Source organism: Alcanivorax sp. DG881 (assembly GCF_000155615.1).
Taxonomy (GTDB): domain Bacteria; phylum Pseudomonadota; class Gammaproteobacteria; order Pseudomonadales; family Alcanivoracaceae; genus Alcanivorax.
The window spans coordinates 542,742-559,362 of record NZ_DS989915.1 but is presented as its reverse complement, the minus strand read 5'-3'; the positions used below and the strand labels follow the sequence as shown (position 1 = coordinate 559,362).

At 58.0% G+C, this 16,621-nt stretch carries 13 protein-coding genes; 5 read left to right on the top strand and 8 right to left on the bottom strand.

Annotation, left to right across the window (positions count from 1 at the left end; genetic code table 11):
• Positions 1-129: 129 nt before the first annotated feature.
• The 7 genes from ADG881_RS02495 to gloB form a co-directional block, all read right to left on the bottom strand.
• On the bottom strand, positions 130-1,731 hold the full coding sequence (locus ADG881_RS02495; protein WP_007150541.1) for an ABC transporter ATP-binding protein: 1,602 nt from the start codon (positions 1,729-1,731) through the stop codon (positions 130-132).
• Entirely contained in the window at positions 1,728-2,771 is a 1,044-nt protein-coding gene (locus ADG881_RS02490) for an ABC transporter permease (protein ID WP_007150765.1), read from the bottom strand. The genes ADG881_RS02495 and ADG881_RS02490 overlap by 4 nt, the downstream gene beginning before the upstream one ends.
• The gene (locus ADG881_RS02485) at positions 2,771-3,847 is read right to left on the bottom strand and encodes a microcin C ABC transporter permease YejB (RefSeq protein ID WP_039927134.1); all 1,077 of its coding nucleotides are present in this window, start codon (positions 3,845-3,847) and stop codon (positions 2,771-2,773) included. The genes ADG881_RS02490 and ADG881_RS02485 overlap by 1 nt, the downstream gene beginning before the upstream one ends.
• Positions 3,847-5,652 (bottom strand): extracellular solute-binding protein, encoded by a 1,806-nt coding sequence (locus tag ADG881_RS02480; RefSeq protein WP_007150020.1) that lies wholly within the window; start codon positions 5,650-5,652, stop codon positions 3,847-3,849. Before ADG881_RS02480 ends, ADG881_RS02485 begins: the two co-directional genes overlap by 1 nt.
• A gap of 12 nt (positions 5,653-5,664) precedes the next feature.
• The gene (locus ADG881_RS02475; RefSeq protein ID WP_007150873.1) at positions 5,665-7,497 is read right to left on the bottom strand and encodes an extracellular solute-binding protein; all 1,833 of its coding nucleotides are present in this window, start codon (positions 7,495-7,497) and stop codon (positions 5,665-5,667) included.
• Positions 7,475-8,974: a LysM peptidoglycan-binding domain-containing protein gene (locus tag ADG881_RS02470; RefSeq protein ID WP_232211673.1), complete on the bottom strand. Its 1,500-nt coding sequence runs from the start codon at positions 8,972-8,974 to the stop codon at positions 7,475-7,477. The genes ADG881_RS02475 and ADG881_RS02470 overlap by 23 nt, the downstream gene beginning before the upstream one ends.
• A gap of 180 nt (positions 8,975-9,154) precedes the next feature.
• The gene (gloB, locus tag ADG881_RS02465) at positions 9,155-9,928 is read right to left on the bottom strand and encodes a hydroxyacylglutathione hydrolase (protein ID WP_007150634.1); all 774 of its coding nucleotides are present in this window, start codon (positions 9,926-9,928) and stop codon (positions 9,155-9,157) included.
• A gap of 97 nt (positions 9,929-10,025) precedes the next feature.
• Between gloB and ADG881_RS02460 the strand changes: the two genes are divergently transcribed.
• The 3 genes from ADG881_RS02460 to dnaQ are packed head-to-tail and all read left to right on the top strand — an operon-like array spanning position 10,026 to position 11,999.
• Positions 10,026-10,802 carry a class I SAM-dependent methyltransferase gene (locus ADG881_RS02460; protein ID WP_007150104.1) on the top strand — a complete coding sequence of 259 codons (777 nt, stop codon included), beginning with the start codon at positions 10,026-10,028 and terminating at the stop codon, positions 10,800-10,802.
• 4 nt (positions 10,803-10,806) lie between these two features.
• Positions 10,807-11,259 carry a ribonuclease HI gene (gene rnhA, locus ADG881_RS02455; RefSeq protein ID WP_007148484.1) on the top strand — a complete coding sequence of 151 codons (453 nt, stop codon included), beginning with the start codon at positions 10,807-10,809 and terminating at the stop codon, positions 11,257-11,259.
• The gene (gene dnaQ / locus ADG881_RS02450; protein WP_007150630.1) at positions 11,259-11,999 is read left to right on the top strand and encodes a DNA polymerase III subunit epsilon; all 741 of its coding nucleotides are present in this window, start codon (positions 11,259-11,261) and stop codon (positions 11,997-11,999) included. Before rnhA ends, dnaQ begins: the two co-directional genes overlap by 1 nt.
• Positions 12,000-12,116: 117 nt before the next feature.
• Here dnaQ and nhaB read toward each other — a convergent pair whose 3' ends face one another.
• Entirely contained in the window at positions 12,117-13,709 is a 1,593-nt protein-coding gene (gene nhaB, locus ADG881_RS02445) for a sodium/proton antiporter NhaB (protein ID WP_007148763.1), read from the bottom strand.
• 392 nt (positions 13,710-14,101) lie between these two features.
• Between nhaB and ADG881_RS02440 the strand changes: the two genes are divergently transcribed.
• Positions 14,102-15,781: a hypothetical protein gene (locus ADG881_RS02440; RefSeq protein ID WP_007149049.1), complete on the top strand. Its 1,680-nt coding sequence runs from the start codon at positions 14,102-14,104 to the stop codon at positions 15,779-15,781.
• 36 nt (positions 15,782-15,817) lie between these two features.
• Positions 15,818-16,618: an NAD(+) diphosphatase gene (gene nudC, locus ADG881_RS02435; protein WP_007151048.1), complete on the top strand. Its 801-nt coding sequence runs from the start codon at positions 15,818-15,820 to the stop codon at positions 16,616-16,618.
• The last annotated feature ends 3 nt before the right edge of the window (positions 16,619-16,621 follow it).

Below are 16,621 nucleotides of genomic sequence, written 5' to 3'. Positions count from 1 at the left end.
AAAGTTCGAAGTTGAAAATGTAACAACGCGAGCTCAGTGGGTTGATTCGCGCCTTTTAACATTCAACGTGTAGCTGATTTCGCCCAAGTATAGGCAATTTGCCGCGTTATTACGCCCGCCTGTAAACGATCAAAGTGCAACCGTCTGTTTCCTGCTGCGGGCAAAGGCGGCAGCCATGAGTTTGTGGGTATAGGGCTGCTGCGGGTTGTCGAATACGGCTTGCGTATCGCCGTGCTCCACAGTCTTGCCGTCTTTCATGACCAGCACCCGGTGGCAGATAGCCCGGATTACCTTGAGATCGTGGCTGATAAACAGGTAACTGAGTCCCCGGCGTGCCTGCAAGGATTTGAGCAATTCCAGGATCTGGTGCTGAACGCTGCGGTCCAGCGCCGAGGTGGGTTCATCCAGAACCAGTAATTCTGGTTCCATGATTAGCGCCCTGGCGATGGCGATTCGCTGTCGCTGGCCGCCGGAAAACTCATGGGGATAACGGTGGCGGACGTTGCTGGGCAGGCCTACTTCGTCAAGGATGCGGCAGACCTGTTCGTCACGCTCCGTGGCGCCCAGTGCCGGGGCATGTACAGCAAGCCCCTCGGCCACAATTTGGCCCACGGTCATGCGTGGATTCAGGCTGCCGTAGGGGTCCTGAAAGACGACCTGAAAACGGCTGCGCCATTGTCGTAAACCGGACCGGGAAAGGGCGCGAATGTCCGTGCCATCCATGTCAATGTCACCGTCACTCTGGATTAACCGCAACAGGGCCAGAGCCAAAGTGGACTTGCCCGAGCCGGACTCGCCAACAATGCCAAGGGTCTCGCCGCGGCGCAGTGTCAGATCAATCTGATCCACCGCGTGAAGCAGCGGAGGCGGTGAGAAGAGGGCACGGCGTTTGCCTTTGAACGTCACGGCCATGCCACGGGCTTTGAGTAGCACAGGGGTGTCATCGGGTAGTGGTTCCAGGCGGCCCTGGGGCTCTGCGTTGATCAGGTGGCGGGTGTAGTCTTCCTGGGGGGAATTCAGCACGGTATCCGTGGGGCCCGCTTCCACCCGCTTACCGTTATGCATGACCACGATGTCCTCGGCAAAACGGCTGACAACGCCCAGGTCGTGACTGATCAGTAAAATGGAAAGATTGAGTTCTTTCTGCAGTCGTTTGATCAGGTCAAGAATGGTTTCCTGCACCGTCACATCGAGAGCGGTGGTGGGCTCATCGGCAATCAGGATCTGTGGTTCATTAGCCAGGGCCATGGCGATCATGACCCGCTGGCGCTGGCCCCCGCTGAGTTGGTGCGGATAGCGGTCCAGCATGTCCGGTGTAGCGGGCAGTTCGACCTGCTCGAGCAGCGACAGACAGCGCTCACGAGCGCGTTTTTTGCTCATGCCCTGATGCACAAACAGGCTTTCGCTGATCTGTTTTTCCACGGTGTGCAAGGGGTTCAGGGCCGTCAGCGGCTCCTGGAAAATCATCCCGATGCGACCGCCGCGCAGTTTGCGTTTCTGCTCGCTGTTGAGCACCTGCAAATCCATATCGTCCAGTTGCAGGCTGTCTGCCTGCCAACTCGCGTTTTCCGGTAACAGGTCCATCACAGACAAGGCGGTAAGCGATTTGCCAGAACCGGATTCGCCCACTAACGCCAACATTCGCCCGGGATGGAGTTCCAGCGACATGTCATCGACGGCGAGCTGGTCGGCAAAGCGGATACTCAGCCCTTCTATGCGCAGCAGGCTCATTGCAGAAACTTCCTTGTGTCGAACGCATCGCGAATGGCTTCACCGATAAATACCAGCAGGGTGAGCATCAGAGTGAGCGTGGCAAACACGCTGATACCCAGCCAGGGGGCGTGCAGATTTGCCTTGCCCTGGCCGACCAGACGGCCCAGAGAAGGGGCATCCGGCGGCATGCCAAAGCCGATGAAATCCAGTGAGGTGAGCGTGACCACGGCACTGTTGAGAATAAACGGCAGGAAGGTGAGGGTGGCGACCATGGCATTGGGGAGCATGTGGCGAAACATGATGACCGGGGTGCGTACGCCCATGGCGTGGGCGGCGCGCACATAGTCCATGTTGCGACAGCGCAGGAACTCCGCACGCACCAGATCCACCAGCGCCATCCAGGAGAACAACAGCAGAATGACCAACAACGTCCAGAAGCTGGGTACCACAAAGCTGGAAATAATAATGATCAGGTAAAGCGTAGGCATACTGGACCAGATTTCCAGAAAACGCTGGCCGGAAAGATCCAGCCAGCCGCCGTAATAGCCCTGGATGGCACCGACGATGATGCCGACGATGCTGGAGAGAATGGTGAGCACCAAACCGAACAGGACGGAAATACGGAAGCCGTAAATCAACCCGGCCAGCACATCACGGCCCTGGTCATCGGTGCCCAGCCAGTTTTCCGCTGAGGGGGGGGCCGGGGCTGGCACAGTGAGATCGTAGTTGATGGTGTTGTAGCTGTAACGAATGGGCGGCCATATCATCCAGCCCTTGTTATTAATCAGATCCTTGACCACGGGATCACGGTAGTTGGTTTCCGATTCGAAAAAACCGCCGAAGGTGGTTTCCGGGTAGGTGTTGAACACGGGAACGTAGAGTTCATTGTCGTAGCTGACCAGCAAGGGCTTTTCGTTGGCAATCAGTTCGGCGCCAAGGCTGAGTACGAACAGCGTGACAAAAATCCACAGCGCCCAATAGCCGCGTTTGTTGGAACGAAACGCCTGCCATTGTCGTTGCCAGACCGGATTGCGCATTAACGGGTTACGGAAGGCCATCAGCTCTGCCTCCGTTCGAAATCAATGCGTGGATCGACCCACATGTAAGTCAGATCGCTGACCAGCTTCAGCAGCAGACCGATCAGAGTGAAAATGAACAAGGTGCCAAAAACGACGGGGTAGTCCCGGTTGATCACGGACTCGAAGCCCAACAGGCCGAGTCCATCAAGTGAAAAAATGAACTCGATAAGCAGCACGCCGGTGAAGAACATGCCCACGAAAGCGGCGGGGAAGCCGGCGATAATGATCAGCATGGCATTGCGGAAGACATGGCCGTACAACACCTGCTTTTCGCTGAGCCCTTTGGCGCGGGCGGTTTGCACATACTGTTTGCGAATTTCATCCATGAAGGAGTTCTTGGTCAGCATGGTCAATGTGGCAAAACTCCCGGCAACAATGGCCAGCGTCGGCAAGGTGATGTGCCACAGGTAGTCGGCGACCTGACCAAGCAGGCTCAGTTGATCGGCGTTGTCAGACGTCAGGCCACGCAAGGGGAACCACTCGAAGTAGGAGCCGCCGGCGAACAGTACGATAAGCAGAATACCGAGCAGGAAGCTGGGGATCGCAAAGCCGACAACAATGGCCGTACTGCTCCATATGTCGAAGCGTGAGCCATCTTTCACAGCTTTACGGATGCCCAGGGGAATCGACACCATATAGGCAATCAACGTGCTCCATAAGCCCAGCGAGAGAGATACAGGAATGCGTTCCACGATCAGCTCGGTCACTGAGCGGTCCCGGTAGTAGGATTCTCCGAAATCAAAACTCAGATAGCTTTTGACCATTAGCCAGAAACGTTCCGGCGCCGGTTTGTCAAAGCCATAGAGCTTTTGTATCCGTTCCACCAGTTCAGGGGGCAGGCCTTTGGAGCCGCGATAATCTCCGCCGCTGCTGAGCGTATCCACGCTGCCGCCGGCAAAGCTGCCGCCGGCACCACCACCAATACCCTGTAGCTCCGCGAGTGTCTTTTCCACGGGGCCGCCTGGGGCGGCCTGAACCACGACAAAATTGAGCAGCAAAATACCGAACAGGGTCGGGATGATCAGCAGCAACCGTTTGGCAATATAAAGTCGCATCATTGCGCGTTGCTGTCCCACCAAGTGTCGATCGCGCCATCAATGCCTACGTATTCAGGCAGTGAGGGGTGTTTCAGGCGACTGCGGTAAGACAGGCGATGATGGTCGGCATACCAGTTGGGGATCACGTAAAAATTCCACTGTAGTACCCGGTCCAGAGCGCGGCAGGCGGTGATCAGCTGATCCCGCGTGGTGGCGGTGACAATGGCATCGACCAGGGTGTCTACAGCCGGGTTCTGAATGCCGATGATGTTTCGGCTGCTGGGGTCCTCGGCGGCGTCGCTGCCCCAGTATTCCAGTTGCTCGTTGCCGGGGGAGGACGACTGGGCAAAGGAGCTGACTACCATATCGAAGTTGAAGTTACGGATACGCTCCACGTACTGACTGGTGTCTACCTTGACTACCTGGGCATCGATACCCAGTGCTTTGAGATTTCGGGCAAACGGTAACAGGATGCGCTCGAACGCGGGCTGATGCAGCATGATCTGAAAACTGACCGGAGTACCATCAGGGCTGTGAAGCTGGCCCTCCCTGATCTGGTAGCCGGCCTTTTTCAGTAGTGTCTGCGCTCGGGCCAGGTTGGCACGGGGGCGGCCGCTGCCATCGCTTTTCGGCGGTTCATAGCTTTCCGTGAAAACCCGTTCCGGGATGTCGTCGCGCAAGGGCTCCAGTAATTCCAGTTCTGCCTCGGTGGGCAGGCCGGTGGCGGCCATGTCCGAATTCTGGAAGTAGCTGCGTGTGCGGTTGTACTGGCCATAGAACAGATTGGCGTTGGACCATTCGAAATCCAGTGCGTAGGTCATGGCTTCGCGCAGGGCTACGTTCTGGAACAGGGGGTTGCGCAGGTTGTAGACGATCCCCTGCATGCCTGCGGGGTTGGAGTGGGGGACTTCTTCCTTGACCAGTTTGCCTTGGTCGAAGGCCGGGCCTTTATAGCTGGTGGCCCAGTTCTTTGAGCTCACTTCAAAGCGCCAGTCGTAATCCCCCCGCTTGAAAGCCTGCAGGGCGACGGTGTCATCCAGGAAATAGTCGAATGAAACGGTATCGAAATTATTGCGACCACGCATGATGGGCAAGTCTTTGGCCCAGTAATCCTTGCGGCGCTGGAAGGTGATCTGTTTTCCGGTATCCACATTGCCGACGCTATAGGGGCCCGAACCAATGGGTTTTTCCAGCCCTGCGCTGGTAAATTTCCGGGTTTTCCAGACGTGTTCAGGAAGCACCGGCAGCTGGCCGATGATCAGCGCCAATTCCCGGTTGTCACCGGGTTTGAAATGAAAGGTGACGGTGTGTTCGTCGTCGGCGGTGACGTGATCCACGCCGCTGTAATAAAAGCTGTAGAAGGGCGCGCCATCGTTGATGAGTGTGTTGAATGTCCACACCACATCGCTGGCCTGTACCGGCTTGCCATCACTGAAGGTGGCTTTGGGATTCAAGTGGAAGCGGACCCAGCTCCGGTCTTCGGGCCATTCGATGGTTTCGGCGAGCAAGCCGTATTGGGTGAAGGGCTCATCTTCGGCGCGTGTGGTCAGGGTGTCATAAACGAGGGAGCCGATCCCGGCCGCAGCGGTGCCCTTCGGCACGAAAGGGTTCAGGCTGTCGAAGGTACCAATGACGTGGCGGCGTAATTTGCCCCCTTTCGGCGCCTCAGGGTTTACATAATCCAGATGCTCAAAGCCTGCCGGGTACTTTGGGCTGCCGTGCATGGCCATGGCATGGCTGCGATGAATGTCGGCCTGTGCCAGAGCGGAAAAACAGCACAGACCCACCAATAGCCCGCGCAGCAGGCTGCGGTTAATGGCCATAAAGACTCCTTGTTATTTTTTAACCCACCAAGTGTCCAGACCCAGTCCGTACGGGATTGGTTCCGGTGGGCGGGCAAACTTGTCCCACCAGGCAATGCGGTGCGTGCTGATATAGTAGTTCAGGACTCCGTATTGCTGGTAGCGCAACATGCGGTCCAGCGCTTGCAGACTCAGCCGGTAGTCAGCTTCGTTATCGGTGCTGAGCGCGTGATCGACCAGAAAATCCACCACCGGGTTGCGAATACCCGCCAGGTTGCGACTGCCTATCACTTTGGCGCTATCGGAAAGAAAATAGTCTTTCAGTTCCGGGCCGGGGTAGGCCTGAATCGGTAACACAAACAGCACCACATCGTAATCGAAGCTATCCAGTCGTTGCTTGTAGGCCGCCGGGTCAATTTCCCGGTATTGGGCATCGATGCCCAGGCGTTTCAGATTGCGAAACCAGGGCGCAAGAATGCGGTAAATGCCCGGGTTGTGGTAATTCAAAACCGTGAACTGCAGCGGTTGGCCTTGTGCATTGACCAGGGTCTGACCCTCGAGCCGCCAGCCACTTTTTTTCAGCAGTGCCAGGGCTTCGCGCATGCGGTGGCGTATCTGTCCGCTGCCATCGTTCACCGGCGGGTTGATGTCTGCGTCAAAATAATCGTCCGGCAGCTGATCCAGAAATGGCGTTAACAAGCCTTTTTCAGCCTCCGGGGCCGGTGTGGTTGCCCGGTAATCGCTGTTCGGGAACCAGCTTTGTGTGCGTTTGTAGGCGCCGCTGAACAGGTTCTTGTTGGACCACTCGAAATCGAACAACAAGCTGGCGGCGCGGCGGACATTGATGTCATTGAACGGGGCGCGGCGGGTATTGAAGAAGAAGGCTTGTACCGGCCGTGGAATCTGATGGGGCACCTCGGCGCGTTTTACCTTGCCGTCTTCCAGGGCGGAGAACGCGTAGGCGGTGGCCCAGTGTTTGGAGCTGTAATCGTAGTGTAAATCGTAGCCGCCGGCCTTGAAGGCTTCGAAACCCACATCCGCATCGCGGTAGAACTCGAATTCCACCGTGTCGAAATTATAACGGCCCCGGTTTACCGGCAGGTCTTTTGCCCAGTAATCCTTTACCCGGCTAAACGTCACTTTACGCCCGGCGTCCACCTGGGTGACCTGATAGGGGCCACTGGAAAGCGGAGGGGTGAGAGAGGCGCTTTCGAAGTCATGTTTCTGCCAGTAATGGCGGGGCAGAATCGGGATGGCGCCGGCCATCAGGGGCAGGTCCCGGCGGCCCCGGTGGAAAGTGAATTTCACCGTTTGCGGGTCAATGGCTTCCACGCTGGCGATATCGGCCAGGCGCAGGGTGAACTCCGGGTGGCCTTTTTCGCGCAGGGTATTTACCGAAAAGACTACATCGTCGGCGCGAATCGGGTGGCCGTCGTGGAACTGTGCTTCGTCACGAATATGGAAGGTGCACCAGCTGCGATCCTCGGGGTATTCCAGCCAGTCGGCAATCAGCCCGTAGGCGGTGCCAGCCTCATCGCCAAGCGGGTTGTGTGGCTGGCTGCCCATTAGCAGGCTGTCGGCGATTTCCGTGACCCCGTACATCTGGATGCCGGGCGTGTCAGCAGGGCTGCGACCTTTAAGAATATAGGGATTCAGGCTGTCGAAGGTGCCTTGGCCGAATAAGCGCAGGGTGCCGCCTTTGGGGGCATCCGGGTTGACGTAATCGAGATGCTGGAAATCGGCGGGGTACTTGAGGCTGCCGAACGGATGGTAACCGTGGCTGCGAGTGGGCTCGGCGTGGCAGACCACGCCGAGCAACAGGCCCAGCAGGGCAAAAGTGCGTTTAGTGCGTTTGGCGAATATCAACGTAGACTGTCAGCCGTTGCCCGGGTTGTAGGTATCGATTGCTGGCTACAGCGTTGTTCCAGCTTTTTATGTCGTTGACCGATACATTAAAGCGGTCGGCAATGGCATACAAGGAATCGCCATTACGAACCGCGTAGCGGACCTTGCGCACCATGTTGGGATTGCTGGAGGAGGGCGTGTTGCTGGCCGGGCTGGCCGCCAGGCTTCCCTTGGTCCACACCGCCAGGTTCTGGCCTATACGCAGGCTGTCTTTGGGGGCCATGCTGTTCCATTTGGCCAACTCAGGCACGCCGACTTTATGGCGGCGGGCGATTTCCCAGAGCGTATCACCGGGCTGCACCGTGTAATCGACGCGCTGGCGACCCTTGGGTTGCTTGGACTGTTTTTTGGCCAGGCGCGATTCCGCACTAAGGCTGTAGTCGCTGCTGGAGGACGCTGGGCCGGGAATCAGCAGGGTGCGGCCAGCAATAATGGTGTTGTTCTTCATGTGGTTAATATTGCGAAGTACCTGGGGGGTCGTGCGGTACTGGCGGGCAATGGCGCCCAGATTATCGCCGGGCCGAATTTCGTAACGGGCCCACTGCATGCGTTGGTCTTTGGGCAGGCTGGCCAGTTTCGTCTGGAAATTCTCGGCCCGATCCACAGGGACTAACAGCCGAAAGGGGCCATCCGGAGATGTGGCCCAGCGGTTATAGGACGGGTTCAGCAGGTAAAGCTCTTCCACAGAAATATCCGCCAGGCGTGCAGCCTGGGCCAGGTCGATTTGCCCGCCGGTTTTTACCGTGGCGAAGTAGGGTTCGTTGGCGATGGGGTGGAGGGGGACGCCGTAGGCCTGCGGGTCACCGACAATCTGGGCGATGGCCAGTAATTTAGGGACATACGCGGTGGTTTCGCGGGGCAGGTTCAGGTTCCAGAAATCGGTGGGCTTTCCGGCTTCTTTATTGCGGCGGATGGCTCGCGATACAGTGCCGCCGCCCGCATTGTAAGAAGCTAGCGCCAGTAGCCAGTCCCCCTCAAAGCGGCTGGAGAGCTGTTGCAGGTAATCCAGTGCGGCATTGGTGGACTTGAGAATGTCCCGGCGCTGGTCTTCCCACCAAGTGCGCTGCATGCCGAAATAATCCCCGGTGGAGGGAATAAACTGCCAGGGCCCCGCCGCGCGGGCATGGGAGTAAGCAAAGGGATCAAAAGCACTTTCTACGATTGGCAACAAGGCCAGTTCCAGCGGCATATCGCGGGCTTCGGCTTGCTCGACGATGTAGTGCAGGTAGCGTTCTGAACGTGTCGTGACGCGGGTGAAATACTCTGGGTGGCGCGCGTACCATTCACGCTGCACACGAATCCGGTCGTTTTCGATACTCAAATCGAGCCCGTAGCCCGCGCGCAAGCGCATCCAGAGGTCGTCGGCGGTTGGCTGATTTTCACCGTCTTCGACTGGGCTGGGTTCGTCCATGCCGTTCGCCAAATTGACGTCATCCACGGAAGGCTCGGCAGCCGGCATGGGGGGAAGATCTTCAAGGGGCCTATTGGTTGCACAACCGCCAAGGACGCCCAGCCCGAGAAAAAGGGCTAAAGGAATAATTTTTTTCATAATCATGGAGTAACGCTAAAAATTTCATGCATTCTGGCGACGGATAGGCGGCGCGGCAAGGACGAGGCGCTAAAAGTTGTCCTTCCAGCGACGCAAGGCCGCAAAACACTGCATATCTGAATCGCCGCATCCTGGCTCGTGACGCTGACAGGAATCCTTCAAGTCTTTGTCATCACTGCGTAAAAACGGGTTGGTCGCTTTTTCTTCCGCGAGGGTGGAAGGCAGTGAAATTTTACCTTTTTGGCGCAAATCGATGACGGCCTGCAAGCGCGCCTGCACGGCGGGGTCTTCCGGGGTCACGGCGGCGGCGAAGGTCAGGTTGGCCTGGGTGTACTCGTGGGCACAGAACACCTGGGTGGTATCAGGGAGGGCGGCCAGGCGCCGAAGGGAATGGAGCATTTGCTCCGGCGTACCTTCGAACAGACGGCCACAGCCGCCGGCAAAGAGGGTGTCGCCGCAGAATAGCCAGCCCTGCGCCGCGTTGATAAAGGCAATATGACCCAGGGTGTGGCCCGGAACGGCCATAACGGAGAACGACAGGTCGGTACCGGCGGGGGTGAGGGTATCGCCGTCGCGAAGCGGGTGGCTCATGGCTGGAATGGATTCCGCCGCCGGGCCGTACACGGGAATATCCCGGTCCCTGATCAATGCTGCGATACCGCCCACATGGTCCGGGTGGTGATGGGTAATCAAGAGTGCGGACAGTGTCAGACCGTTTTCGCTGAGGTAACGCTCCACCGGTGCGGCGTCGCCGGGGTCGACGACAACACATTGATCCTGTTGATGAAATGCCCAGATATAGTTGTCATTGAAGGCGGGGATAGCGATAGGGCTGGCTGTCATGTCGTGGTACGCTCCTGTCTGTAAGCAGGTCTGTTGGCACCTGTTTCAGTGCTTCATCATCCGGCTCACGCATTCATGGATCAAGAGATTGTCCGCTATGCAGCTACCTCCACTCAACCGTATCTCGTTCAATGCCTCCTCCGGCGAATTGGGAAGGGGGTTTGATGAATGGCTCGACAGTGAACCGGGCCAGGCCTTGCTGAGCGAAGAAAAAGCCATGCTGACCGAGTGGCTGCGCAGCCAGGCGGGCCAGCGCGCGGTGGCGATTTACGCCGGCGGCGGCCGTGATTTCCTGTCGGAATCGCCGCTGCGCTGGCAAACCAGCATCGCGCCGCCCGGTTTTACCGGGGTGAAATTGCAGTCGCGGCTGGATCTGTTGCCGATCGCGAAAAGCAGCGTGGATGTGTTGTTGCTGCATCACACCATGGATTTTGCCGCGGACCCTCACCAGGCACTGCGTGAAGCGTCGCGCTGCATGGCGCCGGGCGGCAAGATGGCGATCATCGGGTTTCATCCCGTCAGTGTGATGGGGCTGGCCCGGTGGCTACTCTGGTGGAAGTCCCCGGGCTGGATGGGGCGTTATTATCGGCCCAACCGGTTGACCGACTGGTTGCAGGTTCTCGGATTTGAGGTCGATGGCATGGCCAGTGGCTTCTATACTATGCCGCTGTCCGATCGTGGCCGCAGCCGGGTGCGCTTACTGGACTGGCTGGGCCGTTTCCTCTGGCCACGCCACGGCAATACATACCTGCTGGTCGCAAGAAAACGCGCCGGTGTAGTGCGCCCGTTGGCCACACGACAACGCAAGGTGCCACGCAATACCGTGGTGCCGGTACCGGTGGCCCGCTGGGGCCAGCAGAACAGGGAGTCCTGAGTCTTTGAAGAACGTGATTATCTATACCGACGGCGCGTGCCGCGGTAATCCCGGCCCGGGTGGCTGGGGCGCCATTCTCCTTTACGGTGACAAGGAGAAGGAATTATTTGGTGGCGAGCCTGAGACCACCAACAACCGCATGGAACTGATGGCCGCCATCGTGGCCCTGGAGACCCTCAATGCTCCCTGTCAGGTGGTACTGACCACGGACTCCAAATACGTCATGGACGGCATCACCCAGTGGATGGCGAACTGGAAAAAGCGTGGCTGGAAAACGGCCTCGAAGCAGCCGGTCAAGAATGTGGATCTGTGGCAGCGCCTTGATGCAGCGGTGCAGCGCCACGAAATCGACTGGCAGTGGGTCAAGGGCCACAGTGGCCACCCGGGCAATGAGCGGGCCGATGCGCTGGCCAACCGGGGTATTGATGAAATGAAACAGCAGGGGCGAGCAGGCTAATGCGTCAGGTTGTACTGGATACGGAAACTACCGGCCTGGAGCCCAATGACGGGCACCGGGTGATCGAAATTGGTTGCGTGGAGATGGAGAACCGCCGCCTGACCGGCAATAACCTGCACCTGTACCTGAATCCTGAACGGGAAATCGATGCAGGCGCGCTGGCGGTCCATGGCATCAGCACCGAGTTTCTGGCGGACAAGCCCACCTTCGACAAGGTGGTGGATGAATTTCTGGCTTTTGTCGACGGGGCGGAGCTGGTCATCCATAACGCGCCCTTTGATGTGGGCTTCCTCAACCATGAGCTGCGCCGGCTTGGCGCCCGGTACGGGACCATCGAGCAGCGTTGTGGGGTGCTGGATACTCTGGTGATGGCTCGCCAGAAGCACCCCGGGCAGAAGAACAACCTGGATGCGTTGTGCCGCCGTTATTTCGTGGAAAACGGCCACCGTGAACTGCACGGCGCCTTGCTGGATGCTGAAATTCTGGCGGACGTTTATCTGGCCATGACCGGCGGGCAGACCCGCCTGTCTCTGGGCGGGAACGACGGCAGCGAACAGGGAGGTGATGCTACTGCAGAAGCGATCAGACGTTTGAGTGCAGACCGCCCGGCGCTTGCCGTCGTTCGTCCCAGTGAAAGTGAGATGCAGCGCCACAACGACAAGTTGACCGCCATTGCGGGCAAGAATGGCGAGCCTACGGTGTGGCAGGGCCTGACAGAGGATGACACGCCACTGGAGTAGCAGGAGCTGTTACAACAACAGCATCGCCTGAACAGGCCATGCCGCTAGCGCGGCACCTTCCGGTCTGTTGTCGCCTTCCGCCGCAATATCCTCTTTACACCGGCAAGCCGGGGCAAATCAGTGCCCCGGGATGACCGGTGTTTCCTGCAGGTCGCCAACCTGGTGGTGCTGAATCCAGCCATTCTCGTACATGTAGTTAGTGGCAGGTTCTAGCGCGGTGGCCGTCATGATCAGGCCGGTAATAGACATCACAATAGTGTACGGCAAAGCCATGACCACCATGCGCCCATAGGATAACCGCACCAATGGCGCCAGTGCCGAGGTGAGCAGGAACAGGAAGGCTGCCTGACCGTTAGGGGTGGCCACAGATGGGATGTTGGTGCCAGTGTTAATGGCGACGGCCAGCAGATCGAACGTGTCCCGGTCAATTTCGTTCTTGAGCAGGGCCTGTCCGACTTCATCCACATACACCGTGGCCACAAAGACGTTGTCAGAGACTGCCGACAGTACACCGTTGGCCATGTAGAAGGCGGGGCCTTGAACCTGTTTGTCCAGGGTCAGCACATATTCAATAACCGGCGCGAATAGCTGTTGGTCCGCAATGACCGCCACCACGGCGAAGAACACCGTGAGCAAGGCGGTGAAAGGCAGGGCTTCTTCGAAGGCTGCCCCCAGGCGGTGTTCTTCAATGATCCCGGTGAAGGAGGTGGCCAGAATGATGACGGTGAGCCCGACCAACCCCACAGAAGCTGCATGGGTGGCCAGGGCGACCACCAGCCACACGGCGGTAATGGCTTGAATGACCAGTGCGGCCCGGTTTTGCGGGGTGCGTTTACGGTCTTGCTCCAGGGCGTACTGACGCATGATGCCGCGGACTTTTTCGGGGATGTCTTCGCCGTAACCAAAGCTGCCGCTGATTTCCAGAAAAATACAGGTCAGCAGGCCCATCGCCAGCACTGGCAGGGTGATGGGCGCCATGCGCAGGAAGAACTCACCGAATTCCCAGCCCGCCTTGTTGGCAATCAGCAGGTTCTGGGGTTCTCCCACCAGGGTACAAACGCCGCCCAGTGCGGTGCCTACCGCTGCATGCATTAACAGGCTACGCAGAAATGAGCGGAAGCGGCGCAGATCTTCGCGGTGCAATTCCTCCACGGCCGTGTCGTCGCCATGGTCATGTTTTTGCTGGAACGTCTTGCCGGAGGCCACCTTGTGGTAGATACCGTAAAAGCCGGTGCACACAGCGATAACCACGGCGGTTACGGTCAGCGCGTCAAGGAAGGCTGAGAGTATGGCGGCGGCGGCACAGAATAGCAGGCTCAGGGTGACCTTGGACTTCACGCCCAGCAGCAGGCGGGTGAACATGAAAAGCAGCAGGTCTTTAAGGAAGAAAATGCCGGCAACCATGAAAATCAACAGCAACATTACTTCGATATTGCCTACCACCTTATGCAGCACGGTATCCGCGGATGTGAGGCCGATCATGACGGCTTCAATGGCCAGCAGGCCGCCGGGTTGCAGGGGATAGCACTTGAGCGCCATGGCCAGGGTGAAAATGAACTCGGCCAGCAGCAGCCAGCCCGCCGTCACCGGGCCCAGGGCCAGGGCCACCAGGGGGTTGATCAGCAGGAAGGCAACGATGGTGTATTTGTACCAGGCGGGGGCCTGCCCCAGGAAATTCTGAACAAAGGCGCGGCCTAGCGTGGCTGACATGACGGGTTCCTGCTGAACGGCAAATGGGAAAGGTCGCCCCGGGCGGATGAAGCACGCCTAACACGGGCGCGGCAATGATAAGGACTTGCCATGCCCCAGTACAGTGCAAAGGGGCGGCAATTTGTCCTAGATCAATGGAGGGATTGACGTAGCTGATATGCACACGTAACGGGCAATGGTCTCTGGCCATGGGGAGGAGTGTGGGCAGGTTAACAAATCATCAATAAATCAGTTGCTTACAAATGAAAGTTGACGCAGTCTTTGATGGCGTGCAAAAGTTGATGCGCCTTGTTTTACAATCCTATTATGACGATTGTGGGTGTATCCGGGGGGTTGCGCGCCTAACGGAACGAACCCGATGATAATAACAGTTTGGTGCTTGCGGAGAGTCCATGGTTGCCATAACAAATACCACCTCCCTGACTTTTCTCAAGGAAGCGATAGATACCACCCTGACGGAAGCCGAAAACCAGCTTGAAGCGTTCTCGGACGACCGGAGCCGTCAGGATGAGCTGCAGCATTGTGCGCAAGCCTTTCAGCAGCTTCGCGGTATCTGCCAGGTGGTTGAGCTGCCTGCGGCAGCCTTAATGAGTGAAGAGATGGCGCTGGCCGCGCGGGAGCTACAGGACAAAGTGTCTGACGCCCGCATCCAGGCGCTGAGCAATGCGATTGTCCTGCTGACCCGCTATTTCGATTATGTGCAGCTGAAGAACCGAACACTGCCTGCCTTGTTGATCGGTGGTATCAATGAGTTGCGTCGCTCCGGTGGTAAGGGCCTGATTCAGGAAAGCCATTTCTTCAGTGCCGATCTGTCCCGCCAACGCTCGCCTGAAGCGCCTCAACGTGAGATGTCCGTCAGCGAACTGTCGGATCTGTCCCGTCGTCTGCGGCATATGTATCAGGTTGGCCTGCTGGGTGTGCTTCGTGGCCAGGGCAATGCCACCAATCTCAAGTTGATGGCCCGGGCGCTGGTGCGTCTGGACCGCGCCGCAGGACAATGTGGCTTGAGCCGCTTTCTGTGGGTGGCCCAGGCGGTTTTGACGGCCATGTATTGCGACCAGATGGCGATCACCCCGGCCCGCAAGGCCTTGTTGTCTCAATACGATCGCCAGCTCAAGAAACTGGTCTACGATGGCGATCAGGCGGTGACGGAAGAGGCGCCGCTGCTGCTGATCAAGGAGAGCCTGTTTATCGTCTCGTTATCCGCTGAAGACAGCGGAACCATTGGCGATGTGAAGCAGGCGTTTGGTCTGAAATCCGAAGTCAGCGATACCGTATTACAGCGCGAGCTGGCATTGATGACGGGCGCCAGCGGCTCGGTGATTCGCTCTGTGGCCAGCGCCATGCGCGATGAAATTGCGGATTTGAAGGAAAGCCTGGATTTGGCTTCCCAAGGCGTTGCCGACACCAATTATCAGTCGGTCGCCGCCAGCCTGAATCGCCTGGGCAGTACCCTGGACATGATCAACAAGGATGATGAATCCCGGGTGATCAAACTGCGCGCCCGGGAAGTGTCGAAATGGGCACCAGATCAGAACGTGGAAGGCGAGGCTTTTCATGGGCTGGTCGATGACCTTCTGATCGTGGAAAACGTGGTGGCGGGCCTGGAACGCAGCATCAGCCCGGAAGATGATGTCCACCGTACGGCCAACAATACCAATATTTCCCTCTACCAACTGGATGACGCCCGCATGACGGTGGTGGGTGAGTGCCGCGCCGGCCTGGCGTTGGCCAAACGGTCTATTTCCTCGTTCATGGATAACAACTGGGATGCCATGCATCTGTCCAATCTGCCGGGTACGTTCGCCTCGATTGCGGGCGGCTTGATGTTCCTGGAACTGGATCGGGCCAAAGCGGTTACCGAGGCGTGCCACAAATACATCAGCAACCGGTTGCTTGGCGGTGATCAGGTGCCTACCCGGGAAAACATGGAAACCCTTGCGGATGCCCTGACCGGAGTGGATTACTACCTGGAAAGCATGGAAGAGCAGAAACCCATTGGTGACGGCGTGCTGGAGGTGGCTGAGGAAAGCATGAATGCATTAGGCTTTCCGGTGTCAAAAGTCGCCTGAGTTTTCGCCGCATGAACAACGTCGCATGAGACAGCCATGATTGATCTTTCCAGCCCGGAACCCCAGGACGCCGATAGTGCGCGCTGCTATGTCATCCATGAACAGGATGTAATGATTTCCAGCCAGGCGGACTGGCAGTTCCCGGAACTGCCCGCCAAGTGGCTTCGTCAGCACCCGGATTACCATTTTCTGGGTTTTCTGTCTGGCCAGCCCTGTTATGTCTGCGAGCTGTCCCGCCATGAATTCGATGACGGCCAGTTACAGCGCGTACCACTGCGCCGCCTGATTGGCACGACGTTCAGCGATGCCGAATTTTCCATGGCCAGCCGGGCCCTGCAGTTTTTGAGCTGGCGGCAGAATCACCGTTTTTGTAGTCGCTGCGGCTCCCCCACAGAGCCACACCCCCGTGATCTGGCGATGACCTGTGCAGGTTGCGGCTATTTCCAGTACCCACGCATTACTCCCTGCATCATTACGCTGGTCACTGATGGTGAGCATGCGTTGCTGGGACGGTCTGCCCGTTTCCCCGAGGGGTTTTATTCCTGCTTGGCCGGATTTATGGAGGCGGGAGAAACAGCGGAGCAGGCATTGGCACGGGAGGTCATGGAAGAAAGCGGCATATCAGTGAAGAATTTACAGTACCTGAATAGTCAGTCGTGGCCGTTTCCCCATTCCCTGATGCTGGGTTTCATGGCGGAATACGCGGGCGGGGAGATTCGCATCGATGACGATGAAATCGTTGATGCCGCCTGGTTCCATTATCAGGATCTTCCCATGGTGCCGCCACCGGGCAGTATTGCCCGCTCGCTGATCGATCAATGGATAGCCCGTTTCTAGAAG

Coding starts and splice junctions, on each gene's coding strand:
- ADG881_RS02495 (WP_007150541.1), bottom strand. CDS start 1,731: ATGAGCCTGCTGCGCATAGAAGGGCTGAGTATCCGCTTTGCCGACCAG.
- ADG881_RS02490 (WP_007150765.1), bottom strand. CDS start 2,771: ATGGCCTTCCGTAACCCGTTAATGCGCAATCCGGTCTGGCAACGACAA.
- ADG881_RS02485 (WP_039927134.1), bottom strand. CDS start 3,847: ATGCGACTTTATATTGCCAAACGGTTGCTGCTGATCATCCCGACCCTG.
- ADG881_RS02480 (WP_007150020.1), bottom strand. CDS start 5,652: ATGGCCATTAACCGCAGCCTGCTGCGCGGGCTATTGGTGGGTCTGTGC.
- gloB (WP_007150634.1), bottom strand. CDS start 9,928: ATGACAGCCAGCCCTATCGCTATCCCCGCCTTCAATGACAACTATATC.
- ADG881_RS02460 (WP_007150104.1), top strand. CDS start 10,026: ATGCAGCTACCTCCACTCAACCGTATCTCGTTCAATGCCTCCTCCGGC.
- dnaQ (WP_007150630.1), top strand. CDS start 11,259: ATGCGTCAGGTTGTACTGGATACGGAAACTACCGGCCTGGAGCCCAAT.
- nhaB (WP_007148763.1), bottom strand. CDS start 13,709: ATGTCAGCCACGCTAGGCCGCGCCTTTGTTCAGAATTTCCTGGGGCAG.
- ADG881_RS02440 (WP_007149049.1), top strand. CDS start 14,102: ATGGTTGCCATAACAAATACCACCTCCCTGACTTTTCTCAAGGAAGCG.
- nudC (WP_007151048.1), top strand. CDS start 15,818: ATGATTGATCTTTCCAGCCCGGAACCCCAGGACGCCGATAGTGCGCGC.